This is a genomic window from Nocardioides sp. HB32 (assembly GCF_054058995.1).
Window position 1 is genome coordinate 2,106,962 of the sequence record NZ_JBSSBS010000001.1, and the last position, 24,512, is coordinate 2,131,473.

25 protein-coding genes, 1 tRNA gene and 1 pseudogene are annotated in these 24,512 nt (G+C 68.4%); 22 read left to right on the forward strand and 5 right to left on the reverse strand.

All coding sequences use genetic code 11. The features are described from left to right. The first annotated feature begins 48 nt into the window (after positions 1 to 48). The 3 genes from ACVW2K_RS10700 (at position 49) to ACVW2K_RS10710 (ending at position 712) form a co-directional block, all read left to right on the forward strand. The gene (locus tag ACVW2K_RS10700; RefSeq protein WP_457202493.1) at positions 49 to 213 is read left to right on the forward strand and encodes a hypothetical protein; all 165 of its coding nucleotides are present in this window, start codon (positions 49 to 51) and stop codon (positions 211 to 213) included. A 35-nt stretch (positions 214 to 248) separates the two neighbouring features. Next, entirely contained in the window at positions 249 to 449 is a 201-nt protein-coding gene (locus tag ACVW2K_RS10705; protein WP_457202494.1) for a hypothetical protein, read from the forward strand. Positions 450 to 550: 101 nt separating this feature from the next. After that, entirely contained in the window at positions 551 to 712 is a 162-nt protein-coding gene (locus tag ACVW2K_RS10710; RefSeq protein WP_457202495.1) for a hypothetical protein, read from the forward strand. A 27-nt stretch (positions 713 to 739) separates the two neighbouring features. Here ACVW2K_RS10710 and ACVW2K_RS10715 read toward each other — a convergent pair whose 3' ends face one another. Next, positions 740 to 1,465, reverse strand: a complete 726-nt coding sequence (locus ACVW2K_RS10715) for a hypothetical protein (RefSeq protein ID WP_457202496.1) — start codon at positions 1,463 to 1,465, stop codon at positions 740 to 742. A gap of 148 nt (positions 1,466 to 1,613) precedes the next feature. Then, positions 1,614 to 1,772 carry a DUF5679 domain-containing protein gene (locus ACVW2K_RS10720; protein WP_011754982.1) on the reverse strand — a complete coding sequence of 53 codons (159 nt, stop codon included), beginning with the start codon at positions 1,770 to 1,772 and terminating at the stop codon, positions 1,614 to 1,616. A 192-nt stretch (positions 1,773 to 1,964) separates the two neighbouring features. Here ACVW2K_RS10720 and ACVW2K_RS10725 point away from each other — a divergent pair, with 192 nt between their 5' ends. The 3 genes from ACVW2K_RS10725 to ACVW2K_RS10735 all read left to right on the forward strand — a co-directional run bounded on the left by ACVW2K_RS10725 (position 1,965) and on the right by ACVW2K_RS10735 (position 4,687). Beyond that, entirely contained in the window at positions 1,965 to 2,759 is a 795-nt protein-coding gene (locus tag ACVW2K_RS10725) for an enoyl-CoA hydratase/isomerase family protein (protein WP_457202497.1), read from the forward strand. A 344-nt stretch (positions 2,760 to 3,103) separates the two neighbouring features. Continuing rightward, the gene (locus ACVW2K_RS10730; RefSeq protein WP_457202498.1) at positions 3,104 to 4,150 is read left to right on the forward strand and encodes a PHP domain-containing protein; all 1,047 of its coding nucleotides are present in this window, start codon (positions 3,104 to 3,106) and stop codon (positions 4,148 to 4,150) included. Between the two features lie 9 nt (positions 4,151 to 4,159). Continuing rightward, a complete protein-coding gene (locus ACVW2K_RS10735) occupies positions 4,160 to 4,687 on the forward strand; it encodes a M48 metallopeptidase family protein (RefSeq protein ID WP_036569988.1) in 528 nt (175 codons plus the stop codon). Here ACVW2K_RS10735 and ACVW2K_RS10740 read toward each other — a convergent pair. Together ACVW2K_RS10740 and ACVW2K_RS10745 are read right to left on the reverse strand one after the other, a co-directional pair. Further along, positions 4,629 to 5,216 carry an NUDIX hydrolase gene (locus tag ACVW2K_RS10740; protein ID WP_457202499.1) on the reverse strand — a complete coding sequence of 196 codons (588 nt, stop codon included), beginning with the start codon at positions 5,214 to 5,216 and terminating at the stop codon, positions 4,629 to 4,631. The genes ACVW2K_RS10735 and ACVW2K_RS10740 overlap by 59 nt on opposite strands. After that, positions 5,213 to 6,547, reverse strand: coding sequence for a zinc-dependent metalloprotease (locus tag ACVW2K_RS10745; protein ID WP_457202500.1), 1,335 nt, complete (start codon positions 6,545 to 6,547; stop codon positions 5,213 to 5,215). The genes ACVW2K_RS10740 and ACVW2K_RS10745 overlap by 4 nt, the downstream gene beginning before the upstream one ends. A gap of 35 nt (positions 6,548 to 6,582) precedes the next feature. Between ACVW2K_RS10745 and ACVW2K_RS10750 the strand changes: the two genes are divergently transcribed. The 6 genes from ACVW2K_RS10750 (at position 6,583) to ACVW2K_RS10775 (ending at position 12,190) form a co-directional block, all read left to right on the forward strand. Next, a complete protein-coding gene (locus tag ACVW2K_RS10750) occupies positions 6,583 to 7,008 on the forward strand; it encodes a molybdenum cofactor biosynthesis protein MoaE (RefSeq protein WP_457202501.1) in 426 nt (141 codons plus the stop codon). Positions 7,009 to 7,169: 161 nt separating this feature from the next. After that, positions 7,170 to 7,415, forward strand: a complete 246-nt coding sequence (locus tag ACVW2K_RS10755) for a hypothetical protein (RefSeq protein WP_457202502.1) — start codon at positions 7,170 to 7,172, stop codon at positions 7,413 to 7,415. Between the two features lie 24 nt (positions 7,416 to 7,439). Next, entirely contained in the window at positions 7,440 to 8,504 is a 1,065-nt protein-coding gene (locus ACVW2K_RS10760; RefSeq protein ID WP_457202503.1) for a YlbL family protein, read from the forward strand. Next, on the forward strand, positions 8,501 to 9,058 hold the full coding sequence (locus ACVW2K_RS10765; RefSeq protein ID WP_028637086.1) for a PPA1309 family protein: 558 nt from the start codon (positions 8,501 to 8,503) through the stop codon (positions 9,056 to 9,058). The genes ACVW2K_RS10760 and ACVW2K_RS10765 overlap by 4 nt, the downstream gene beginning before the upstream one ends. Then, positions 9,055 to 12,054 carry a UPF0182 family membrane protein gene (locus ACVW2K_RS10770; RefSeq protein WP_457202504.1) on the forward strand — a complete coding sequence of 1,000 codons (3,000 nt, stop codon included), beginning with the start codon at positions 9,055 to 9,057 and terminating at the stop codon, positions 12,052 to 12,054. The genes ACVW2K_RS10765 and ACVW2K_RS10770 overlap by 4 nt, the downstream gene beginning before the upstream one ends. A gap of 62 nt (positions 12,055 to 12,116) precedes the next feature. Then, positions 12,117 to 12,190, forward strand: a tRNA-Met gene (locus ACVW2K_RS10775). A gap of 174 nt (positions 12,191 to 12,364) precedes the next feature. Here the strand turns inward: ACVW2K_RS10775 and ACVW2K_RS10780 are convergent. Further along, entirely contained in the window at positions 12,365 to 13,756 is a 1,392-nt protein-coding gene (locus tag ACVW2K_RS10780; RefSeq protein ID WP_457202505.1) for a DUF6884 domain-containing protein, read from the reverse strand. A 144-nt stretch (positions 13,757 to 13,900) separates the two neighbouring features. On the opposite strand from ACVW2K_RS10780, the gene ACVW2K_RS10785 reads away from it, so the two are divergent. The 10 genes and pseudogenes from ACVW2K_RS10785 to ACVW2K_RS10830 all read left to right on the forward strand — a co-directional run bounded on the left by ACVW2K_RS10785 (position 13,901) and on the right by ACVW2K_RS10830 (position 24,487). Next, positions 13,901 to 14,749, forward strand: coding sequence for a tyrosine-type recombinase/integrase (locus ACVW2K_RS10785; RefSeq protein WP_457202506.1), 849 nt, complete (start codon positions 13,901 to 13,903; stop codon positions 14,747 to 14,749). A 25-nt stretch (positions 14,750 to 14,774) separates the two neighbouring features. Then, a pseudogene (locus ACVW2K_RS10790) lies at positions 14,775 to 14,912 on the forward strand (hypothetical protein); the annotation flags it as partial. A 192-nt stretch (positions 14,913 to 15,104) separates the two neighbouring features. Further along, positions 15,105 to 15,317 carry a helix-turn-helix domain-containing protein gene (locus ACVW2K_RS10795; protein WP_457202507.1) on the forward strand — a complete coding sequence of 71 codons (213 nt, stop codon included), beginning with the start codon at positions 15,105 to 15,107 and terminating at the stop codon, positions 15,315 to 15,317. Between the two features lie 1,074 nt (positions 15,318 to 16,391). Continuing rightward, positions 16,392 to 16,919, forward strand: a complete 528-nt coding sequence (locus ACVW2K_RS10800) for a class I SAM-dependent methyltransferase (RefSeq protein ID WP_457204058.1) — start codon at positions 16,392 to 16,394, stop codon at positions 16,917 to 16,919. Positions 16,920 to 16,936: 17 nt separating this feature from the next. Further along, the gene (locus ACVW2K_RS10805) at positions 16,937 to 17,551 is read left to right on the forward strand and encodes a hypothetical protein (RefSeq protein WP_457202508.1); all 615 of its coding nucleotides are present in this window, start codon (positions 16,937 to 16,939) and stop codon (positions 17,549 to 17,551) included. 134 nt (positions 17,552 to 17,685) lie between these two features. After that, positions 17,686 to 17,886, forward strand: a complete 201-nt coding sequence (locus ACVW2K_RS10810; RefSeq protein WP_457202509.1) for a histone-like nucleoid-structuring protein Lsr2 — start codon at positions 17,686 to 17,688, stop codon at positions 17,884 to 17,886. Between the two features lie 80 nt (positions 17,887 to 17,966). Continuing rightward, entirely contained in the window at positions 17,967 to 19,157 is a 1,191-nt protein-coding gene (locus ACVW2K_RS10815; RefSeq protein WP_457202510.1) for a cysteine desulfurase family protein, read from the forward strand. After that, a complete protein-coding gene (locus ACVW2K_RS10820) occupies positions 19,154 to 20,101 on the forward strand; it encodes a DUF4007 family protein (RefSeq protein ID WP_457202511.1) in 948 nt (315 codons plus the stop codon). Before ACVW2K_RS10815 ends, ACVW2K_RS10820 begins: the two co-directional genes overlap by 4 nt. Beyond that, positions 20,098 to 23,631 (forward strand): hypothetical protein, encoded by a 3,534-nt coding sequence (locus ACVW2K_RS10825; RefSeq protein WP_457202512.1) that lies wholly within the window; start codon positions 20,098 to 20,100, stop codon positions 23,629 to 23,631. Before ACVW2K_RS10820 ends, ACVW2K_RS10825 begins: the two co-directional genes overlap by 4 nt. After that, positions 23,621 to 24,487, forward strand: a complete 867-nt coding sequence (locus ACVW2K_RS10830; protein WP_457202513.1) for a phosphoadenosine phosphosulfate reductase family protein — start codon at positions 23,621 to 23,623, stop codon at positions 24,485 to 24,487. Before ACVW2K_RS10825 ends, ACVW2K_RS10830 begins: the two co-directional genes overlap by 11 nt. Positions 24,488 to 24,512 lie beyond the last annotated feature (25 nt).

Sequence of the window (24,512 nt, forward strand, 5' to 3'; positions counted from 1 at the left end):
AGCGTCCAGCACCACCACCCTTCCGACAACGACGTCAAGGACACCGAGATGAATCTCAGCCACGAGAACCTGGCCCGCGCTCACGTGAGCGCCCGCCTGGGTGAGGCACAGCAGTGCCGACCGGGTCGCCAGCTGACCCGAGTGCTCCGATCCGGCCGCCGCGCCGAGGAGATCGCCCAGCAGGCCCGGCTCGCACTCGCCCGGTCGCTCTGAGCGCGCCGGACACACCAAGAAAGCAACCACCACCGATGAACGCGAACTTCAACCCGAACGGACGGCACGACATGAATCTCATGCACGAAAATCTGGCCCGCGCACAAATGTCCGCGCGCCTGGGAGAGGCGCAGCAGCTCCGGCGTGGGGCCCAGATGGTCCGCGCCCGCCGGCTCAGCCGCAAGGCCGAGCAGGCAGCCCAGCAGGCTCGACTGGCCCTCGCCCGAGCGCTGTGACGACACCTCAGGACTGACCTGGTCGCGGGTGTCACACGGAGGGGCCGGTACGACAGGACGTCGTACCGGCCCCTCCTGCACGTCCGGGCTAGGTTGGAGCCATGGCGACCTGCGACTTCTGCGGACGCACCGAGACCGATGACGCGACGACCCTGTCCTGGACGGTCGCGGTCGAGAACGGTCGCCGGAAGACGTACTGCGACGAGTGCTCCCGCGCGCACCTGCGCTCGATGGAGGGGAAGCTCGACTCCGAGTTCTGGTGAGCCCGGGCGCATCGAGCGCAGTCCCGGCTAGCCCCAGGAGCAACCGCAGTGCGGGTGCCGCGACCAGGTACGCCGGCGCGGGCGCAGGTCGGACCCGAGCTCGACCGTCGCGGACCACGTGGAGGGCCGCCCGCCGTCGAGGTGGGTGAGCACGTCACGCACCGCCCAGGCGGCCGCCAGCGTCGCCAGTGCGGGGTCGTCGGGCGCCGCGGGCAGCCCCGCCAGCTGCTCGACCACCAGCGCGCGCCGGGGATCGCCCTCGCCGCGGTGCGCGTCGACGCACCGCAGGCAGGCGTTGGCGCCCGGCACCACGAACGGCCCGACCGTCCAGCCGGCCACGCCGGCCGCGAGGACGAGGTGCGCACGACCGTCCCGGACGTGCGCGTCGGCGTCGGTGCGGGCGATCTCGCCGGCGGCCGCGAGCAGGGCCACCGAGCCGTCCCCGAGCTCGCAGCCGGACGCGTGGAGCGCCCGGGCGACCTCGTCGCCGATCTCGTCGTCGGCCTGGACCGTCACGGTCCGCCGTGCCGGCCGGGCCCGCTCGACGAGCATCCCCGCCCGGCCCAGCGCCAGCAGCGTCCGGTGCTCCGCCTCGCCGGCCGGCTCGGGGGCGACGCCCGCGGCCAGCTCACCGAGCAGCCGGCGTACGCCGGGGTGGTCCGGCACCACCACCCGCCACGGCGGGTCGACCCCGACCTGCAGGTGGCGGTCGTCGCGACGGACGACGTGCAGCCCCGGTCGCAGGAAGGTCATGCAGGGCATCTACCCCGTCGGCGCCACGCGGTGGCGCCTCTCCACAGGCCGGCTACGAGCCCGGCTCGACAGCCCGGACAAGACGACACCCGCCCGGTCACGCGGACCGGGCGGGTGCCGTATCAACTCGTGGGGCGCTGCGCTGAGGTCAGGCCTTGCCGAGGATCCGGTTGAGGTTCGTGCCACAGACAGGGCAGACGGCCTTCGCCATCCGGGTGCCCTTGTCGTTGACCTTGACCTCGCCCTCGGCCTCGCGCTTCTCCTTGCACTTCACGCAGTAGAACTCGCCGCTCCAGGTCTCCGCCATGACGGCCTCCTTGCCTAGTTCATCTCTCGGTCGTCGCGACGGGGTAACGAAGGGAAGACCCGCCGGAGTCCGACGCATGTGCCGCCGGACCGCCTCGACCCTACGACACGGGTGCACACAACCCGCGCAGGCACACCGTGAGCGGTGAAACCGGTCACGGCGTGTCGCGCCGCCGATCAGTACCTTGAGCCCATGTCCGAGCACTCGCACCTGCGCCTCGAGCGCCCCTCCGACGGCGTCGCCGTCCTCACCCTCGACAACCCCGACCAGCGCAACGCGATGTCCGACCAGATGACCGCGTCCTGGGTGGCGGCGGTCGACGAGCTGGCCGCGGACCGGTCCGTGCGCGTCGTCGTGGTGACCGGCGAGGGCTCGGCGTTCTGCTCCGGGGGCAACACGTCGTGGATCGCCAGCGAACCGGACGCGACCGTGGACCAGCTGCGCACCCGGATGATCGCGTTCTACCGGGCCTGGCTGTCGATCCGGAAGCTGGAGGTCCCGACCATCGCGGCCGTCAACGGGCCGGCGATCGGCGCCGGCCTCTGCCTGGCGCTGGCCTGCGACCTCCGGTACGCCGCCACCGGGGCTCGCCTCGGCGCGCCATTCGTCAAGCTCGGCATGCACCCCGGCATGGCCGCGACCTTCCTGCTCCCGAACGTCGTGGGCGCGGCGCACGCGCGGGACCTGCTGCTCACCGGCCGGGTCGTCGACGCGGACGAGGCGCGCCGCCTCGGCCTGGTCTCGCGGGTCCTCGACCCGGCGTCGTTCCTCGACGACGTGCTCGGGACGGCGGCCGGGATCGCGGCGACCGCCCCGATCCCGAGCAAGCTGACGACGCTGGCGCTCCGCGACGGCGGGCACGCCGACCTCGAGAGCTGCCTGCAGTGGGAGGCGATGGCCCAGCCGATCACGCTGGCGACGGCGGACCTCCAGGAGGGGATCCGCGCCGCGCAGGAGAAGCGGCCCCCGACCTTCCGGGGCGTCTGAGGTCCGGGCAGGTGACCGGGGACGTGAGAGGGCCCCCGGCCACCGCGTGGACGCTTGCCTTCCCCTTGCGAGCGTCCGTTGGTGGGCCGAGGGCCCCATCTGCCGCACACGCTAGGAGCCGCCGCCGACGGGGGTCAACGCGGGACCGTCCCCGCCTGTGGACAGAGCTGTGGATAAAGCTGTGGACGAGTGGCCCGGGCCGGTGGACGAGCCCGGGATGCCGTTGTGGACGACGCGGAGTCCGGTGCGGCGTACCGGCGGCTGACCAGCGACAAATGGCCCTCCACCGGGTGTGGACGAAAGAAAAACGGGTGACGAGACCGCGAAATCGCGAGGAGGTCGGCGTGTCGGAGCCGTACGACGGCGGTCCGGTGGCCGCCCTGCGCCGGATCGCGTTCCTGCTCGAGCGCGGGCGGGAGGAGACCTACAAGGTCAAGGCGTACCGGAACGCTGCCGCGACGATCCTCCCGCTGCCGCCGGACCAGGTGGCCGCGGCGGTCGAGGACGGCAGCATCACCGACCTGCCCGGCGTCGGCGCCAGCACCGCGAAGGTGATCGCCGCGGCCGTGCGCGGAGAGATGCCGGAGCGGCTTGCCGCTCTCGAGCGTGAGCACGGCGCTCCGCTCACCGAGGGCGGCGACGGGCTGCGGGCCGAGCTGCGCGGTGACCTGCACTCCCACTCGGACTGGTCCGACGGCGGCTCGCCCATCGAGGAGATGGCGTTCACCGCGCTCGAGCTGGGCCACGAGTACCTCGTGCTCACCGACCACTCGCCGCGGCTCACGATCGCCCACGGGCTGAGCCCCGAGCGGCTGCGGCGCCAGCTCGGCGTCGTCGCGGCCGTCAACGAGCACCTCGCCGCCCGGGGAGGCGACGGCTTCACGCTGCTCACGGGCATCGAGGTCGACATCCTCGACGACGGCTCCCTGGACCAGGAGGACGACCTGCTCGCGCGGCTCGACGTGCGGGTCGCGAGCGTCCACTCGAAGCTCAAGATGGACGCGAAGGACATGACCAGGCGGATGATCGGCGCGATCCGGAACCCCCGCACCAACGTCCTCGGTCACTGCACCGGCCGGCTGGTCACCGGCGGCCGGGGGACCCGGCCCGGGTCGCAGTTCGACGCGAAGGCGGTGTTCGAGGCCTGTGCCGAGCACGACGTCGCGGTCGAGATCAACAGCCGCCCCGAGCGCCGGGACCCCCCCACGAAGCTGTTGGAGCTGGCCCGCGACACCGGCTGCCTGTTCTCGATCGACAGCGACGCGCACGCGCCCGGCCAGCTGGACTTCCAGGTGTACGGCTGCGAGCGCGCCGAGGCGGCCGGGATCCACCCGGATCGCATCGTCAACACCTGGCCGCGGGACCGGCTGCTGACCTGGGCGAACGGGTAGGTTCGGCTCATGTCGCGGCCGGAGGTGGAGGTGCGGCGGTCCAAGCGCCGCCGGCGTACCGTCTCCGCCTACCGCGACGGCGACCGCGTGGTCGTGATGATCCCCGCCTCGCTCTCCCGCAAGGAGGAGGCGGAGTGGGTCGAGAAGATGCTGGCCCGGCTGGAGCGCTCCGAGCGCCGGCGCAAGCCGAGCGACGGGGACCTGCTCCGGCGGGCCCGCGAGCTCAGCAACAAGTACCTCGGCGGCCTGGCGACCCCCGAGTCGGTCCGCTGGGTCGACAACCAGCAGTCCCGGTGGGGCTCGTGCACTCCGGGCGACCGCACGATCCGGCTCTCCGCGCGCCTGCAGGGGATGCCGCAGTGGGTCGTCGACTACGTGCTGGTGCACGAGCTCGCGCACCTGCTCGAGTCGGGCCACGACGCGAAGTTCTGGGCGTGGGTGGACCGCTACCCGCAGGCCGAGCGCGCGAAGGGGTACCTCATCGGCTGGTCGACGGCGGCACACCTCGACCTGCCGCCCGGCGACGAGCTCGACTGAGCGCGACCAGCTCGACCAGGTCCCCCTCGGGATCCGGCAGCGCGTCCGCCGGCCACCAGCGCACGTCCAGCGACTCCTCGCTGACCGCGTGCCCGGCACCGTCCGGCGCCACCGCGAGGAAGCGCACGTCGAGGTGGTGGACGGGACATCCGGGCGCTTCCGGGCTGCAGAACGGTACGGCGTGCTCGCTCAGCTGCACCGGCTCCGGGTCGAGCGCGAGCCCGGCGAGCCCGGACTCCTCGGCCGCCTCGCGCAGCGCGGCGCCGGCGAGCGTCTCGTCAGCCGGCTCGCAGTGACCGCCGAGCTGGAACCACTGCCCGGCCTTGGCGTGCAGCGTCAGCAGCACGGCGTCGCCGGCCTCGTTCAGGACCAGGGTGCTGGCCGTGACGTGGTCGGGTCGGCAGCCGCGGGACAGCCCGTCCGGGTGCGAGCGGAGGTGATCGACGTACCGCCGGCGCAGTGCTTCCTGGCCGTCGTTCGGAGCGCGCCAGCCCTCGAGGAGGGCCAGCGCATCGGCGTGGAGCGTCACTCGTCGGGCTGGCCGGGGTCCAGCAGCTTCTGCAGCTCCGTGTCGAAGTCCGCGTCGCTGAGCTCGGGCGGCGCGGTCGCGTCCTCGCGGAATCCGAGCGGGTCGTCGAGGTCCGCCGCGGTCGGCAGCAGGTCGGGATGCATCCAGACGCCGTCGCGGGCCTCGGTGCCTTGCCGGGTCCGCAGCGAGCCCCACAGCGTGGAGGCGTCCCGCAGCCGGCGCGGGCGCAGCTCGAGGCCGACCAGCGTCGCGAACGTCTGCTCGGCCGGGCCGCCGGCCGCGCGGCGGCGCCGGAACGCCTCCTGCAGCTTCCCGGCGGAGGGCATCCGCTCCGCGGTCGCCTGGCCGACGACCTCGTCGACCCAGCCCTCCACCAGCGCGAGGGTGACCTCGAGCCGCTGGAGCGCGGCGTCCTGGGCGGGGGAGCGCGGCATGTCGAACAGGCCGCCCTCGAGCAGCTCCTGCATCGAGTCCGGGTTCGACGGGTCGATCCCGCGCATCTGCTCCTCGATGCGCGACTGGATGCCCTCGGCGTTGATCTCGATGCCACGGGCGTAGTCGGCGACCGCGCCGATCAGGTGGTCGCGCAGCCACGGCACGTGCGCGAACAGCCGCTGGTGCGCGGCCTCGCGCAGGGCGAGGTAGAGGAGGACGTCGTCCTCGGTCACGTCCAGCCCGGCAGCGAACGCCGCGACGTTGACGGGCAGGATCGCAGCCTTCCCGGCCGCCGCGAGCGGCAGCCCGATGTCGGAGACGCTGAGCACCTCGGCGGCGAGCGCGCCGAGGCCAGAGCCGACCTGCTGGGCGAGCATGCCGCCGATCGCCTTGCCCAGGATGCCGAGCAGCGGCCCGGACATCGCCTGGGCCTCCGCGGGCAGGGCGCCCGAGAGCGCGTTCACCGAGGACTCCGCGATCGGCTCGACGAGCACCTTCCAGACGTCGGTGGTGCCGACGATCCACTCGGCGCGGCTCCAGGCAGCAGTCGAGCTGACGCCCGAGGGGAACGCCGTGGTGTCGTCGAGCCAGTGGTCGGCGAGGCGGACGGCGTCCGCCACCGCGTCCTTCTGCTTCTGGCTGGGCGTCGGGTCCGGCTCCTGGGCGGCGGCCTTGCGCGCCATGTCCAGGGCGAAGTCCCAGTTGAGCGGGCCGTCGTACGGCTGCATGAGGAACTGGATCTGGCTGAACAGCTGGTTGAGGTCGGGCATCCCGCCCGCCGCGCCACCCAGTCCACCGCCCACGGCGCCACCCATGGCGCCGAAGATCTGCTCGAACGGCGTGCCCTTGAAGGGGTTCTGGCCGTCGTCGGGCGTCTCGTCCGGACTGTCGTTCATGGCTCAACCGTACGCGCCTGGCCTAGGGTCATCCCGTGAGCTCCGCCGTACGACTCGTGGACCTGCGCGAGACCCCGCTTGACGTCGCCGAGGTGGTCGCCGCGCTCGACGACGACGCCTCCGGCGGCCTCACGCTTTTCGTCGGCCGGGTGCGTGACCACGACGGTGGCAAGGGCGTCGACGGGCTCGACTACTCCGCCCACCCCAGCGCCCTGGAGACGATGCGCGCGGTCTGCGAGCGGGTCGCGGAGGAGCACGAGGTGCAGGGCGTCGCCGCCGTCCACCGGGTCGGCACGCTCGCGATCGGCGACATCGCGGTCGTCGTCGCGACCACCGCCCCCCACCGGGGCGACGCGTTCGCCGCGTCCCGTGCGCTGATCGACACCATCAAGGCCGAGGTGCCGATCTGGAAGCACCAGCGCTTCGCCGACGGCTCGGACGAGTGGGTAGGCACGCCGTAGCCCCCGGCGCGGCCCGTGGCGGTCCTGCTCCACAGGCACTCCTGTCGCTTTTGGGGCGTTGCACTGCCCGGTAAGTGCCGGGATCCCCGGTGAGCCGGGGATCCCGACAGGCGCGCGCGAGCCTCCCGCCCGCAGCCACCCCACCCACCTACCCTCACGGTGTGGAGATCCTGCTCTGGCTGGTGCCGTCGGTCGTGGTCACGATCGTGGCGATGCTGTGGGTCGCCTGGCTCGGCCGCGAGGGTCGCGGTGAGGTGGACCGCGAGGTCGCCGTCCGCCGGCTCGCCACCGCGCTGGAGGGCGAGCCGCGGCGACGTCACCGCCCCACGCCGGGGTACGCCGTCGAGCAACCCGCCCCCGACCGGTCCACCGGCATCGCGGTGCGGCCCTCACGACGCGTGTCCTAGGGCTGATCTGACAGTCTTGGCCGCATGACGCAGCGCACCCTCGCCGGCATCCTGGCCGTGCCGCTGCTGATCGCCCTGTGGGTGACCGCCGCCCTGGTACCCCTGCCCTACGTCACCTACGAGCCCGGGCTGACCGTCAACGTGCTCGGCAAGAACGACGACGGCAAGCAGATCATCCAGGTCGAGGGACGCAAGTCCTATCCCGACGACGGGCAGCTGCGGATGACCACGGTCTACGTCTCGCAGCCCAAGCCCAACGGCCGGAACAACCTGTTCGAGCTGATGCACGACTGGATCAGCGACGAGGACGCCGTCTACCCCTACGACGCGGTGTACCGCCAGGACGAGACCGTCGAGCAGAACCGCCAGGAGGGTGCCGCCCAGATGACGTCCTCGCAGGACGCCGCGACCGCGGTCGCCCTGGAGGAGCTCGGCTACGACGTCACCGAGCCGGTCGTCGCGGGCGTGACGAAGGGTGCGCCGGCCGACGGGAACCTCGAGTCCGGCGACGTCATCCTCGCCGTCGACGGCACCGACGTCTCGTCCTCCGACGACGTCGTGGATGCGGTGACGGCTGCACCCGCCGGCGCGCCGGTCGACTTCGTCGTACGCCGTGACGACGAGCGCACGACCGTGCAGGTCACGCCGGACACCGTCGACGGCAAGCCGCAGGTCGGCATCCAGGTCGGCACGGAGGCCAAGCCGGACCTTCCGGTCGACGTGACCATCAACATCAACCCGGGCATCGGCGGCCCGAGCGCGGGGCTGATGTTCTCCCTGGGCATCTACGACACCCTGACGCCCGGCTCGCTGACCGGCGGCGAGACCGTCGCCGGCACCGGCACCATGGACGCCACCGGCACGGTCGGCCCGATCGGCGGCATCCAGCAGAAGATCGTGGGCGCCCGTGACGCCGGGGCGCAGCTGTTCCTCGTGCCCCCCGACAACTGCGAGGATGCGCTCGGCGCGCCGAACGGCGACATGCGCCTGGTGAAGGCGGACACCATGCACGACGCGCGCCTGGCGATCGACGCGTGGGTCAAGGACCCGAACGCCGACCTGCCCAGCTGCGAGGAGGGGAGCTCGTGACCGACTTCGACGCCGATCTCGACGTCGACCCGGCCCTGGCCGCGGTGGTGCTCGAGATCGAGCACCACGCCGCCGGAGAGGGCTGGGACCGGCCCGCCCGGCTCTACGCGCTCGTCGACACCGCCCAGCTGGTCGAGCGGGAGCCGGCCCTGGCCGCCGCGATGGGCCTGGACTCGGCCTCGGCCGAGGGTTCGTTCACGCCCGTCGAGCAGGAGCTGCTGGTGCCCGACCAGCCGCTCGAGGTCGCGCTCGAGTCGATCGCCTGGCCACCGGAGGTCACCGGGTGTGCGGCGGTGGTGGAGCGGCTCGTGCTGCCCCCGGACGCCGACCCGCTCATCCCCGACGACCCGGCCTCCGCGGAGGAGTTCGCCCGCGAGCACCCGGACCGGCAGGAGGTGCGGATCGTGGCGGGCGCGACCCGCGCCGGAGCGACGTACTGCGCGCTGCGACTGCGCGCCCACGACGACGACCAGTCCGTGGTCGGAGGCGCCGACCTGGTGCCCGGGCTGCTGCAGCTCCTCGTCGCCACGCTGGAGGAGGAGAACCAGGGATGAGCGAGCTGTTCGACGAGGGTGCGGGGGACAACCGGCCGCCGGCGCGGACCGGGTCACGGCGCTCACGCGCTTTGATCATCACCGCGGTGGTGCTGGTGCTCGGCTTCCTCGGCCTCAGCACGTTCGCCAACCTCTACACCGACCGGCTCTGGTACCAGGACGCCGGCTACTCCGAGGTCTTCACCACGCTGTTCTGGACCAAGACCGTGCTGTTCCTGGTCTTCGGCCTGCTGATGGCCGGTGTTGTCGGCCTGAACATCTACCTCGCCTACCGGTTCCGCCCGTTCTTCCGGCCGAGCTCGAGCGAGCAGAACGGCCTGGACCGCTACCGCGACGCGGTGACCCCGATCCGCACCTGGCTGCTGGTCGGCGTCGCCGTGGTGCTCGGCGCGTTCGCCGGCAGCTCCGCGATCGGGGAGTGGCGCAACTACCTCCTGTGGCGCAACGGCGTGCCGTTCCACCAGCAGGACACCTGGTTCCACAAGGACATCGGCTTCTACGTCTTCGACCTGCCGTGGCTGCACTACCTGGTCGACTTCGCGATGGCCACGCTGGTGATCTCGATCATCGCGTCGGCGGTGGTGCACTACCTGTACGGCGGCATCCGGCTGCAGACCCCGCGGGACCGGTTCTCCGGCGCCGCGCAGGTGCAGCTGTCGCTGCTGCTCGGACTGTTCGTGCTCGTGAAGGCCGCGGACTACTGGTTGGACCGCTACGACCTGGTCAACCAGGGCGGCACGCTGATCACGGGCATGAACTACACCGACGACCACGCCGTGCTGCCGGCGAAGAACATCCTGCTGGGCATCTCGGTCATCTGCGCGGTGCTGTTCTTCGTCAATGTCTGGCGGCGCACCTGGCTGCTGCCGTCGGTCGGCCTGGCGCTGCTCGCGGTGTCGGCGATCCTGCTCGGCCTGATCTGGCCGGGCATCGTGCAGCAGTTCCAGGTGAAGCCGTCCGAGGCGGACAAGGAGCAGCCGTACATCAAGGCGAACATCGACGCCACGCGGTCGGCGTACGACCTCGACGGCATCGAGGTCAAGGACATCATCGACGCCACCGTGGACAACCCCGACCAGTCGGTACTCGACCGCGAGACCGAGTCGGTGCCGCTCGTCGACCCGAAGCTGGTGAGCCCGACCTTCGAGCAGGTGCAGCAGGCGCGCGCCTTCTACTCGGTCGCGGACGTGCTTGACGTCGACCGCTACGACATCGCGGGAGCGGACCGCGCCCTCGTGCTCGGCGTCCGGGAGCTGAACCAGTCCGGCATCCCGGACGGGGACCGCAACTGGTCCAACCTGCACACCGTCTACACCCACGGCTCCGGGATCATCGCGGCGTACGGCAACCAGCGCACCACGAACGACGACCTGCCGGTCGACAGCTCGGACGACAAGACGCAGTGGGCCGAGGGCACGGCTCCGGGCCAGGATGCGCTGTCGCAGGCGACCGGTGGCTTCGAGTCGCGCGTCTACTTCGGCGAGCAGAGTCCCGACTACTCGATCGTCGGCAAGGCCCCCGGCGCCAAGGACGTGGAGCAGGACCTGGCCACCGGCGGCGCGGACGACTCCGGCCAGCTCACGACCACGACGTACGACGGCAGCGGCGGGGTGCCGATCGGCAGCTCGTTCCGCCAGCTGATGTACGCGGTGAAGTTCGGCGACACCAACTTCCTGCTCTCCGGCCGGGTCACCGGCGACAGCGAGGTGCTCTACAACCGCGACCCGAGCGAGCGGGTCGAGAAGTTCGCGCCGTGGCTCACGGTCGACAGCGACCCGTACCCCATCGTCGCCAACGGCCACATCCTGTGGGTGCTCGACGGCTACACGACGACGGACCGCTACCCCAACGCCGAGCGCGAGTCGTTCGACACGATGACCACCGACTCGCTCCAGACGAACGACACCCTGCGCACGGTCCCGACCGACGAGATCAACTACATGCGCAACTCGGTCAAGGCCACGGTCGACGCGTACGACGGCACGGTCACGCTGTACGCCTGGAACGAGGACGACCCGATCCTGCAGACCTGGGAGAAGGTCTTCCCGGGCACCGTGAAGCCGAACTCCGAGATCCCCGACGAGGTGCGTGACCACCTGCGCTACCCCGAGGACATGTTCAAGGTGCAGCGCTACCAGTTCGCGCGCTACCACGTGCAGGACCCGATCCAGTTCTACAGCGGCAACAACCGCTGGCAGGTCCCGAGCGACCCGAACTCACCGAGTCGGCTGCAGCCGCCGTACCGCCTCTTCGACGACTCCTCCGGTCAGGACGTCTACTCGCTGACCTCGACGTTCGTCCCCTACAACAAGAACAACCTGGCGGGGTTCGTCTCGGTCAACTCCGACGCCGCGTCGGCGGACTACGGCAAGATCGAGGTGCTCCAGCTGAAGGACCAGAACGCCAAGGGTCCCGGGCAGGTGGCCAACGACTTCAACTCCGACACCGAGGTGGCGGACCGGCTCGCGCAGTTCAACCGCAGTGGCGGCCAGGTCATCAACGGCAACCTCCTCACGCTGCCGGTCAACGGCGGTTTCGTGTACGTCGAGCCGGTGTACGCCGTGCGCGCCGGCTCGTCGGTGAGCTACCCGAGCCTCGCCTACGTCCTGGTGTCGTACAACGACGAGGTCGGCATCGGCACGTCGCTGCCCGCCGCGCTCGCCGACGCCCTCGACCGCACCCTGCCGACGAGCCCGTCCGGTGGCGGAGGCAACCCGGGCGGCGGCAAGCCGACCGGCTCGCTGGTGAGCCAGATCCGCAGCCTCATCGACCAGGCGCAGGCGCACTTCGTGAATGCGGACGAGGCGCTGAAGAGCGGCGACACCGTCACCTGGGCCCGCGAGATGAAGCTCGGCAAGGACCTGGTGAACCGGGCCTTCGACCTGTCCAGCCAGCTCCCGGACAGCCAGGGCGGCAAATCCTCGTCGGGGTCCCCGTCCACCTCGCCCTCGGCGTCCCCGTCGGAGTCGCCCTCGGCCTCGTCGTCCGGCGGGTGACCGGAGCCACGCCATTCCGATTTGGGTTGGCGGACGCCATCCCCTAAGGTTGTGATCACCGACGCGGGGTGGAGCAGCTCGGTAGCTCGCTGGGCTCATAACCCAGAGGTCGCAGGTTCAAATCCTGCCCCCGCTACAAAGTAGAACCGCAGGTCAGAAGCCGTTCCTGGTGCAAGCCGGGAACGGCTTTCTGCATGTTGCAGCGGCTTTGACTACCAATCTGACTACCAAGCGTCGGGCATTCGCAGCAGGACGCCCGTCGCGGCAGCGAACCTCCTGGTGGCGTCGACCCCGAGGCGACCGTCAAACGTCAGGGGATGGTGTCGTCGGCGCCAGCCCGAAGCTGCTTCAGGCGGACACGTGCCGGGGTAGGACCGACGTGGTCCAGGTTCAGGGGTGGTTCCAGCGCCTGGACGACTTGGCGTTCCAGGTCGCCCAGCGACGCAGCGTCGGACGTGACGGCCGGGACCACCCGCAGGTGCGCGAACATCCACGCGGTCAGGTCATCCCTGGACACCGCGTGGTCGGTCGCCGCGTCCAGGATCGCGCCCAGGGTTCGGCGCAGGGTCGAACTGCTGCGCCGTCCGCCCAGGTGCTGGCGTCTGATCCGGTTGATCAGCGTGCCGTTGCTGGGCTTGCCCGACGGCCACTTGGTGGCACCGGTCTGGCCGACGTAGATCAGACCCGGCGAGACGTCCACTCCCAGACCGACGCCCAGGTCCTCGGCCCCGGCCTGATCGACGAACCAGCTGTACAGGCCGGGCCTGTCCATCACCTCCCGCTCCAGCGCGGGCAGGTCGGCGGGGTGGACCGCGTTCGCCTCGTCGCCCAGCCGCGTGATCCAGTCACGGGGATCGCCGCCGAAGGCAACTAACCGGTTGCTCTGCATGGTGGCCTTCCGTATCGCTGGCCGGGCCGCACCCGCGTCTGGTTGGGCGTCTTGGTGGACCGCTGCGTGATGCCCTGGGTGAGCGTCGTACCAGCCTTGCCAGCGGACGGCGGTCAGCCCCTGGAGTGGCTGGTCGACCCGGGCGCCGCGACGGGTCAGCGGAGCGGTCAGCGGCTGGAGGTAGTCCTCACCGGCGTGGACCTCGACGATCCGGCCGTCCAGCGGCCCCGCCAGCAGATCCAACCGGGCCGCGACCCATTCACCCCAGGCCGTGCGGTAGTCGCGCGGCGTGGTCGGCAGGTATCGCTCATATGGCGCCAGCCATTCATCCGGTCCGACGAGGCCGTGTTCGGCCGACAGGATGAACCACGGGACCCCGGACCGCTCCGCGTAGGCGCGCGCCTTGCGGAACCGCGCAGAGACGTACAGGTCCTTCGCGGCAGTTGGCCGGGGCGTCTTCGCCTTGCCGCACGCGATAAGCAGCAACCGACCCACCCGAGGGGATGTCGCGGCCGCTTGTTGGGTTGGGCCTTCGGTCAGACCCGTTGCTTCGACGACCGGCATCACTGAGCGCTCCTGATTAGCCCGGGCCCTCCGAAACGTCACCGACACGCCTGGTTGCCTCGAGGTGACAGTGAACCCAGCCGACCTCCACGCGCGGATATGCGGCCGATCGCCGCCCCACCACGCCGGATGCTCAAGCGATGATTGCGGCATGCCGCCAACGATGGTGTCCAGTTCGGACCAGCTGATCGTGACGGTGTCGGCGCTGCCGCGCAGGTAATCCGCCAGTGCTGACCAGTCGGCTGCCATGGGGGCAACCTAGCCTCGCCGACGCGTCCTGACGCCCGTCTGTCGCATGTTCGGCCGCCGCGCTGCGCCGTTGGCCCCGCCGCCCCCATGTCGAAGCCCGATCTTCGCGGCTGTCAGATCCCAGTTCCGCCTGGCGTCGATCAGATGCAGAAGGGGGGTGGCCAGGCGGTGCCACGACAGAAGAAGCGATCTGACGGTCGCTACACCGTCACGTTCCGCCACGAAGGGCGCCGCCTGTTCTTCTACGGCGCCACCCAAGCCGAAGCGCGGGCGAACGCGGACGAGGCCCGTGAACGGCTGCGCCGCGACGCCCCGATCCGTGATTCATCCCGCACGGTCGCGCAGTGGCTGGCCGAATGGACCGGCACCTTCCTTCAGGCAAGCGACCGCGCCCAATCCACCAAGACGATGCACGCCGGGTACGTCCGCGTATGGATCATCCCGGTCCTGGGCGACGTCCGGCTGGACCAGTTGAACGCTAACGACGTCAACCGGCTGATGCTGGCTATGAAGGCCGATGGGCGCGCCGACGCCACCCGTCGCAACTGCTACACCACCCTGCGCGTCGCCCTGGACGACGCCGTCACCAACGGGCTGTTGGCCACCAACCCCGTTCATCAGGTCCGGCAGCCCAAGGTCACCAGACGCGACGCCCGATTCCTTCGCCCAGACGAAGTCACCGCCCTGCTGAGCGGAGCCACCGGGCTGCGCTACGGACCTGTCCTGGCCTTCATCGTGGGCACCGGGCTACGACGCGGCGAAGCCCTTGCCCTGCGATGGCGCCATATCGACCTGAACCATGGGACGGCCCGCGTCAGCGGGTCCCTGATCCGCCGCGACGGCCAGCTGGTCGTGTCCGCCACCAAGACGGCCACAAGCCGCCGCACGGTGGCGCTAAGCCCAGCCATGGTCGCCCTGCTGCGAAGCTGGCAGTCCACGCAGGCAGCCGAGCGCGAAGCAGCGGGGAACCTGTGGAAAGGCGACGGCCCCTGACTTCGTCTTCGCCACCGCGCTGGGCCTGCCCGTCGAACCCCAGAACATCCTGCGCACCGTTCGGACCGCCGCGAGCGCCGCATCGCTGGACGGCGTGTCCGTTCACGCCCTGCGGCACACCTACGCCACCACGGCCCTACTGAACGGCATCCCGCTGAAAGTTGTCAGTTCCAACCTGGGCCACGCGTCGATCCAAGTGACAGGGCGATATCTACGGCCACGTCACCGACGACGCCGCCCAAGCAGCCGCCGCAGCCGTGGCCAAAGCCCTCGGCCTCTGACAGCAATAGAAAGAAGCCCGCCCATGCGACACAACCCAGCTGCCAACCGCCATGTCGGTTCGCGTGCGCCAGTCATGACCATGACCACGGGCATACCCCGCCCACCGATCGAACCGGACCTGCTGGACCAAGCAGAAGTCGCCCGCCGCTTGAACGTCAGCCGCACCACCATCTGGCGGCTGGCCAAACGGGGTGACATCCGGACCGTCCGGATCGGCAGCCGCACCCTGATCCCGCGCAGCGAACTACGCCGGATCATCGACAGCGGCACCAAAGCCGAGGAGTAACGCCGGTGGAGACGGCACCGTGCCTGACGCCGGGATACGGGCACGGCGGCTGGGCGGGCGGTGGCAAGCGGTCCGATCAACCCGGCTAGGTCCTTCTCGCCCTTCCCATCGGCAAGCAGATTGATCCGGCCGGGTCGTCAGCTAAGCCGCATTAAGTCAGGGAGAGGGAGCGGGAGCGAGTGGAGGGATAGGACAGGGACCAGGACTCAAGTCCTCGGCATCTGGACCTCCAGAGGACCCAAGCAAGTAGCACCCCCGGAGGAGAACTGCTCACCTCGCTCCGGGGGTGCTACGTTGTTGAGTGCGCTAATTCAACAGTCCGATGGTACGTCACCATCGCGGAAAGCCTCCCGCAGAAGAGGCCACGGGGAACCCGGACCCCTGCGAAACGGGGAGTCGCTGAGCGGACTAAGCAAGGCTCGAAGGACTGGCACCCCGAAGGTGCTCGCCGAAAAAGAAGACTCTATGAAGGCAGAGTCGAGACCGTCAGGGCAGCAGGGCCAATCGGAGCGCCAGTCCTGCAGAAGCACGATCCTGACGGGGTTGGCCGCGCTGCCTGGGAGTAGTGCCCCAGGCCCACGTCCTCCTCATCAGGAGCCGGATTACCACATCGAAAGGGACGTACGGGGACCTGATCAAGGCCCCCGTCTGCCCGTTTCCATTCGATCGGGACGACTCAAGGACGCGCAGCGGAATCTGCACTTTGCGCTCGACACAACCACGCCTGACGCGGGTTGCTGAGACCCATCAACGCCCTGGCCGACGTCCGCTCGTTACGAGGGCTGTCTCTGTAGCACCCGGGTACGTGCTGCGGTTCAGAGATGCGGGACCGCGCTCGTCTGGGGAGGCCGGAACAGCCGAGCAGACGGGAGTGTCGGTGGAGCCCTCTACGGTCCTCTTGACGCAGCAAGATGGGAGCGGAACATGAACGCAACACTCATGGTGGACCAGTCGGTGGCGCTAAGGAACGCGCGTACGGGCCCTTTGACTTCGACTGACCACGATCTGATGCGAACGATCCGCTCGTACGATCAGGATGCGCCTACGTATGCGCGGCGTTTCACGGACGTCGCGATGAGCCCCTACCGGGAGTCCTTTCTCGCACAGTTACCCGGTCGCGGACAGCGTCGAACGGTTCTTGATGCCGGCTGTGGACACGGGCGAGACTGTTCAGCATTTGAGGCTTGCGGTGTGTCAGTGGTCGGGTTGGACCTCTCCAGCGGTCTACTCCGTGAGGCGGCCGGAATCACCGGAGCCTCGCTCGTTCAGGCGGACATGCGACAGATGCCTTTCCCCGAGGCGCGGTTCGCAGGGGTGTGGGCCTGCGCCTCGTTGGTTCATCTGGACGCCGAAAGCTTCCACGAGGCGCTCGAGGAGTTCTACCGGGTTACGTGCCACGACGGCGCGCTGTTCTTGTCGACCCGCGCAGGGCGCGGGCGCGAGTGGCGACGAGTCGGGGACACGCACAGGCTCTATCATCTCTACGATCAGGACTCAGTCGCAGGAATGATCGAGCTGGCTGGCTTTTCGGTCTTGTCTATCGGGACCGAACCGGGCGTCGTCGCTGGAAGCTGGGTTAATGCAATCGCTAGAAAGAGTTGACTCATTTGCATTCGGGTTTGATGGTCACTGCATGTCTCGACGCGCAATCGCTCGGCACGCTCGGAGATGCCGATTTTTGGAAGACAGCGGCAGCGCCCATCGTTTCTCTCATGGCTGCGGCGACAGTTCTCATAAGCGCATGGCGAGAACGAGTTCGAAATAGGCGGCTTAACGAGGTCCAGCAAATTAGGGCCCAACTGAACTCGCTGTACGGGCCGTTGAAGATGCTCCGGGAAGAGAGCCGGCAACTGCGAAAGATGCTGCCGTCCGCGGAGGCAGGGGGGCCGGCTGGATCATGGCGGCTGGTTGACCATATCGCTGACGTCAAGCAAGATCCGAAGTCCGCTGAGTTCGCCGCGGTCACGCGCATCCTCGCCGTATGGACCAAGGTAGACACACTTCTCGTCGACCAGGCAGGATTGTGCGTCGAAATGCCGCCGCCTGAAAGTTTTAGCTTGGCGTTGGCTCACTCGTCGATGTTGCGGCTTCATTGGGACCTGGGAATCAACCAAGATCCCAAGAACAGGCTACCTTTCGCTGGGGAAGTATTCGACGAAGATATTAACAATGGCATCTCGAAGATCAAGAACCGACTCAAAGAGTTAAAGGAACAGGTTCCTGACGCGCAGTAGCGACGGGGCCCGACTCGAGCTTTGTGATGTTGTCCGCAACGTCATGCCCGCTCGGCAACATCCGTACCTCCTGGATGGAGGGGTCACCGCGTGTTGGGCCGGTTCCAGGAGAGAAGCTTGGGATACTCGGGCACATGGCGAAGCGCGTGCTGACCACCCTCGTGGACGACCTTGACGGGGCAAGTCCCGCTGACGAGACGGTGCGCTTCGCCCTCGACGGGGCAGAGTACGAGATCGACCTGACGATGGCGCATGCTGACGAGTTCCGGGCCGCCATGAATCGCTACGTGGGAGCTGCCCGACGGCTGAGCAGTCGTCGAGTGAAGGCAGGCTGAGCGGTCCGCCTATCCGTCTGTCGGTGCTCGAACGTAGTTTCGATCTGTGAGCCATCGGGCTCGTGTTGTGAGGAGGCGACATGGCTGACTTGATCTACCTCGATGCTGCCGCGTCGACCCCGGTGGCTCCCGAGGCGCTCGCCGCCACCGTTGAGGTGCTGCAGCTGGCTGGCAACCCCGGAGCGGCACACGTCGCCGGGCGCGCGGCTGCCACGCGCGTCGAGTCCACCCGGAACACTCTGGCGGAGCTGCTCAACGTCGGGCCGGCTGGCGTGACGTTTGTCGCGAGCGCTACGGAGGCTAACAACCTCGCCCTGCGTGGTCTTGTCCGCAGTGGTGACCGTGGTGACGTGGTCACCACGACTGCGGAGCACCCCTCGGTGCTCGCGACGGTGGCCCATCTGACGACCACGACCTACGGCAGCGCGCACCTGCTGCCGGTCGGGTTGAGCGGCGAGACCGACCTAGAACAGCTTGAAGCGGTTCTCTCGCCGGCGACCGCTCTCGTCTCCATCCACGCCGCCAATAACGAGACGGGCGTGATTCAACCGCTGGAAGCCGTCGTCGAGCGCGCCCACGCGGTCGGAGCGCTCGTGCACACGGACGCTAGTCAACTGATGGCGTGGGGTCCCACACCGCTTCTCGACGAATGCGATCTCATCACCGTCAGCGCTCACAAGATGCATGGACCACAGGGCGCAGCTGCGCTCATCGTCCGCTCGTCTGCTCGCGACCGCCTCCGTCCCCAAGTCACGGGAGGTGGTCAGGAGCGGGGTCTCCGGAGCGGCACCGTCAACGTCGCCGCCATAGCAGGATTCGGTGCGGCTGTGGAGCTCGCGAACACGTCGGGGCAGAGTGCAGCCGAGCGAGTGCGCGCGCAGCGCACGCAGCTACTCACCGGACTCGTCAGCGTCATCGACGACGTAATCGAGCACGGCGCTTCTGCAGCACGAAAGCTCCCAGGAGTGCTCAACGTGGCGCTGGGGACGAACTGGCAGAACAGTGTCGAATCCGAGGCGCTGCTGGCACGGTTGCCTAGCCTGGCTGCATCTACCGGAAGTGCCTGCCATGGGGGAGCACCGGAACCGTCGCCGGTGCTGCTCGCCATGGGTATCTCGGAGTGGGAAGCCGCTCGCTCGGTTCGTCTGAGCTTGAGCCGGTACACGACCGACGCAGATATCGACGACGCGATTCGTGAGCTGGGGCGTGGGTACGCCGAGCTCGTCCGCCTGCTTGGTGGACGGAATGCAGAAGAGAGGTACGGATCATGAGTGGGCCACTGCTGAAGGCTGCGGCCGAGCCAACGTTCGCGCGGCACGAGACCTTCCACTTGAGGTTTGGGTGGTTGCGCAAGGGATTCGCGGCAGCCGCGAACCCTGAGGTCTTCAGCAAGCCGAATGCCACGGTCGAGCTGGGCGTAGGCAAGAACATGGTCAACGCCATTCGCTACTGGTGCCAGGCGTACAAGATTCTGGAGACGAAGCACAACGAGGAGCGCCCGCGGATGCCGCACCTCGTGCCGACGGAGTTCGGTCGCGCCCTCCTCGATGAGGGTGGGTGGGATCCCTGGCTGGAGGACCCGGCCAGCCTCTGGCTGCTGCACTGGAAGCTCCTGCTCGGACCAGGATGTTTGGCCCCGGTTTGGTGGACGGCCTTCAATCTGTTCCCGCCGGAGCAGTTCGAGGACTATCAGTTGACCAATCACGTCATGGAACTTGCCTCGGCGGCGAGCTGGAACGTCACGGAGTCCTCGGTCAAGAAGGACGTCGACTGCCTGATCCGTACCTTCGCGGCGCGCAAGACCGGCCGCCAGACGATGGACGACCTGCTCGACTGCCCGACCCGTCAGCTCGGTCTTATCGCGCCCGCTGTGGGGGAAGAGAAGAGTTGGCGGTTCGTCACCGGCCCGAAGCCCTCCCTTCCGGCAGCGATCACCGCCTACGCCTGCTTGGATTTTCTCGCCTCGCTCGATGGAAACGAGCGCACGATCAGCGTGGCGAGACTGGCCGGCGACCCAGGTGCTCCTGGACGTGCCTTCCGCCTGACGGAGAGCAACCTCTACGACATCCTGACGGAGGCCGCGAAGTCGGTGCGGCAATTGCGCGTCGCCGAGCCCGCCGGGCTGCGACAACTAATCGTTGACGGCGATGTCAAGGCGTTGAGGGACCAGATCATCAACGACTACTACGGAGTGAGCAAGGAGCACGCAGCATGACCGCCCCCACGATGCTGGCAGCACAGATCCAGCCGAAGGAGCGGTACCTGCGAGCTGCCAACCTCGAAGCCCACCAGGAGCAGGCGGACCACTACATCCCGACGAGTCGGGCGCTTGAAGTGCTGCGTCGCCTTGCGCATTCGATGGGTGATTCCACCGCCGGTCGCTCGTGGTCCCTTACAGGTCCTTATGGGGCAGGCAAGAGCTCGTTCGCCCTCTTCCTACGCACCCTCCTCGGCCCGGCGGGTGAGCGACGAGAGCTCGCCGAGCGGGCGCTGCGCGAGGCAGACGAGGCGCTATTCGAGACTCTCGTCGAGGCGCGCGCCTCCATGGGCGCCGACTCTGGCTTCGTGCTGGCCACGACCACCTGTCAGCAGGAGCCGCTGGCGGACAGCCTGCTGCGAGCATTGACCAAGGGAGTCGAGGCACAGTGGCCGAAGCGCAAGCCGAGCGCCGTCACGGAGGCGCTTAAGTCGGCCCGTTCGACTCGGTCCGCGCGGTCCATGGCGACAGCCGTACGTGCCATCGCCAAGCAGGTACCGGTCCTGCTCATCCTGGATGAGTTCGGCAAGACCCTGGAGCACTTCGCGGCTCGTGCCACCGAGCGCGCGGACGTCTCGGCTGATCTCTTCGTGCTGCAGGAACTGGCGGAGCAGGCGACCGGAGCCCAGGCAGCACCTATCTTCACCTTCACGTTGCAACATTTGGCGTTCGACGACTACGTGCGTCAGGCGTCGGCCCAGCAGCGACGGGAGTGGGGCAAGATTCAGGGTCGCTTCGAGGACGTCTCGTTCTTAGAGTCCGCCGAGCAGTCACTTCGCCTCGTGGCCGGCGCGCTCAACGACACAGCGACCTCGCCGGCCTTCAGGAAGCGTCGCCGCGAGTGGGCCAACTCTGCCTTCGCAACCGCCCGTGAGTTTGGTATCGCGAATCACCTGCCGGGCGGGGCTGACACGGTCATGCACTGCTACCCGCTGCACCCAATCGCACTCCTGGCGTTGCCGGAGCTGTGCGGGCAGCTTGGCCAGCACGGCCGGACGCTCTTCACCTTCCTGGCTAGTGCGGAGCCGGGAACCGCGCGTACATTCCTGGAGTCGACGCCTGTGCCTAAGGCCGCGCAGCCGCTTCCGGCCATAGCACTGAGCGACCTGTTCGACTTCTTCGCAGGTGCCGGCCAAGCCATGGCGCTGAGCATCGGAGGCAGCCGCTGGCGCGAGATTCACGAGAGGGTGCGCGAAGCCGCCACCCTCGACCTGCAGGACCTGGCAGTTCTGAAGACTGTCGGTCTGCTCAACCTCATGGGCAACGCACTCGGTATGCGGGCGTCGTCTGACCTGGTTTCCTTCGCGCTCAGCGATCCGGCGGGGGCTACCGACCCGGTTTGGCGTGCACGTTTGGAGGATCTGGAAAGCCGGGGCTTTCTGACGTTCCGATCGTTCGCGGACGAGTATCGGTTGTGGCAGGGCAGCGATGTTGACCTGCGTGGTCGCGTGGCCGATGCTCGGGAGCAGCTGCGCAGCACCAACGCCGCTGACCTACTCGCGATGCTGCACTCCGACACGCCCGTCATCGCCGCGCGCCACAGCCAAGAGATCGGCATGCTGCGCTACTTTTCGGTGGCCTACACGGACGACGGTTCGCGGACACTGCCGGAACTCGGCAAGGACGATCCAGCTGATGGCATGCTGGTGTACCACCTCGGCTCGGCGGAGTCGGCGGCGCAGCTTGAAGTTGGCTCAGATCGACGACCGACCGTCGTGGTGACGAGCGACCGTGCTCGGCACGTGCGCGATGCCGCGATCGAGGTGGCGGCGGCGCTGCGGGTACTTGACCAGCCGGAGGTCTTGGAGGACCGAGTCGCGCGGCGCGAGCTGCAGGACCGGGTTGCCGACGCTCGCAACCGACTGGCTCAGGCGCTCGCCAGCGCCTTCCGCGCCGGTTCGCAGGGTGTGGAGTTCCGACAGGTCACGTGTGAAGACCGGAGCACGCCGCTCTCGGGGATGAAGGGGCTCTCCAGCCTGTTGTCGGCCGTCTGTGATCAGGCGTACGCCGAGAGCCCAGTCATCCGCAACGAAATGCTTGGTCGACGCGAGCTGACCAGCCAGGGCGCCAAGGCGCGTCGGGAGCTCATCGAGGCCATGATCGAGCACCCCAACGAGGACAGGCTGGGCATCCAGGGCTATGGCCCGGATCGAGCTATGTACGAGGCCGTCCTCAAGCACACCGGCCTACACATTCAGGACGGCGACACGTGGACCTTCCGCGGACCCAAGGCGTCGAACCTGGTCTCGGTCTGGGGCGCCATCGAGGGCTTCGTGAACGCTGCCAGCGAGAAGCCTGCGACGGTCGATCGGCTTTATGACCGCCTGATGGCTCCGCCGATCGGCTTGAAGGAAGGCCCCATCCCCGTCTTGCTTGTTGCCTATCTGCTGCAGCGAACAGACGACGTTGCCATCTACGAGGACGGCACCTTCCAGCCGAACCTGACGGCCGACCTCATCGAGCGACTCGTCAAGGCGCCGCGGCGGTTTGCACTTAAGTCGTTCGGCATCGGCGGCAGCCGGGTGAAGATCCTGGCCGAGATCTCGAAGGCAACCGCCTCGCTGGGCGTTGGTGGGTTGAAGCCGCTGTCACAGGACCGGCTTCGCAACGAGACGGTGCTCGCTGTGGCAGCGCCACTCCTAAACCTGGTGCGTCGTATGCCGACGTACACGCGCCAGACGAGTCTGTTGACAGAGCGCACGCTCGCGGTGCGCAACGCCCTGCGTGAAGCCCGCGAGCCGGACCGCTTGCTGCTCGTCGATCTGCCGGCCGCCTGTGGGTTCGAGGGACCGGCGTGGACGAGTCCGGGGCACGCCACGATTCAACAGTTCGGCGAAGTTCTGCGCGCCGCCCTGGATGAGTTGAGTGGTGCCTACGAGGCCCAGCTTTACGAGATTCGTGACCTGCTGGCGACGGCGCTCGGACTGCCGGCGGACGTTGCGACCATCCGGGAATGGATCACGCCTCGGGCTGCCGACCTGGAAGGGAAGGTGCTCGACGAGAAGCTACGTGCCTTCGTTTTTAATCTCGGCAACGACTCCAGCGATCCCCAGAGCTGGCTGGAGGGCATCGGCATGGTCGTCACGAACAAGTCGGTGGAACGCTGGCTCGACGAGGATCGTGCGGCCTTCCGCTCGATCCTGGCTGAGCGAGTCGCGGCGTTCCTGCGAGTGCAGGCCCTGCACTTCGAGGCCAAATCACGCTCGCTGGCAGAGCCGTTCACGGCCCGCAAACTGACGTTCACCACACCCGAGGGGACGGAACAAAGCCGCGTCATCTACTACGACGACGGTGCAGCGGAGAGCCTGCAGAGCCTCGTCGACGACGTCCTGACCAGCGCCGAGGAGTTAGTCGGCGGTCCACATGGACGTGAGGCCCTCACGGCGCTGCTAGTGGAACGGATGGTTCGTCCAACCATCCATCAAGAAATCGGCTTGGAACCTGGTGCCGAGAAGGCGCAGATAAGGAAGGCCCGCAGTGGCAAGTGAACTGTTGAACATGACGAGTGCGACGGTCGATGAGGCCATTGCCGACGTCGGCGCGCGCCACGTGCTAGGGATCAGCGGCGGGAAGGACAGCGCGGCCTTGGCCATCTACCTCAAGGACCGCATCCCAAACCTGGAGTACTTCTTCACCGACACCGGTGCCGAGCTGCCGGAGACCTACGAATACCTGTCCAACCTCGAAGCGGTGGTCGGCAAGCGCATCGTGCGCCTCAACGCAGAGCGGGGCTTCGATCACTGGCTGCAGGTCTACGGCGGAACGCTGCCAAGCGCGCAGATGCGCTGGTGCACCAAGCAGTTGAAAATTAAGCCGCTCGAAGCCTGGCTCGGTGACGCCAAGACCTATACCTACATTGGCATCCGGGCGGACGAGAACCGCAGCGGGTACATCAGCACTAAGCCCACGATCAGGCCGGTCTTCCCTTTCAAGGAGGACGGCATCAACAAGGATCAGGTCTTCAAGATCCTCGACGACGCCGGCGTAGGCCTACCTGAGTACTACGAGTGGCGGACGCGCAGCGGCTGCTCCTTTTGCTTCTTCCAACGCAAGGCCGAATGGATTGGGCTATCCGAGCGCCACCCCGAGCTGTTCGAGGAGGCGATCGCGTACGAAGAAAAGCAGGGCTTCGAGGACACCGCCATGAAGGATCGGCAGTACACATGGTCGCCCGGCGAGACCCTGCGCGAGATGCAGGCCCGCGCTGACGAGATCAAGGCGAAGCACGCTGTCGCGATGGAACGGGCTGCGAGCAAGCGGATCAACCTTCCGCTCGTCGACGTCCTCGACGATGTCCTTGCCGAGGACGGTGGCGATGACGCCTGCATGGTGTGCCACATCTGACCTGCCCCACCCGAAAGAGCGACGA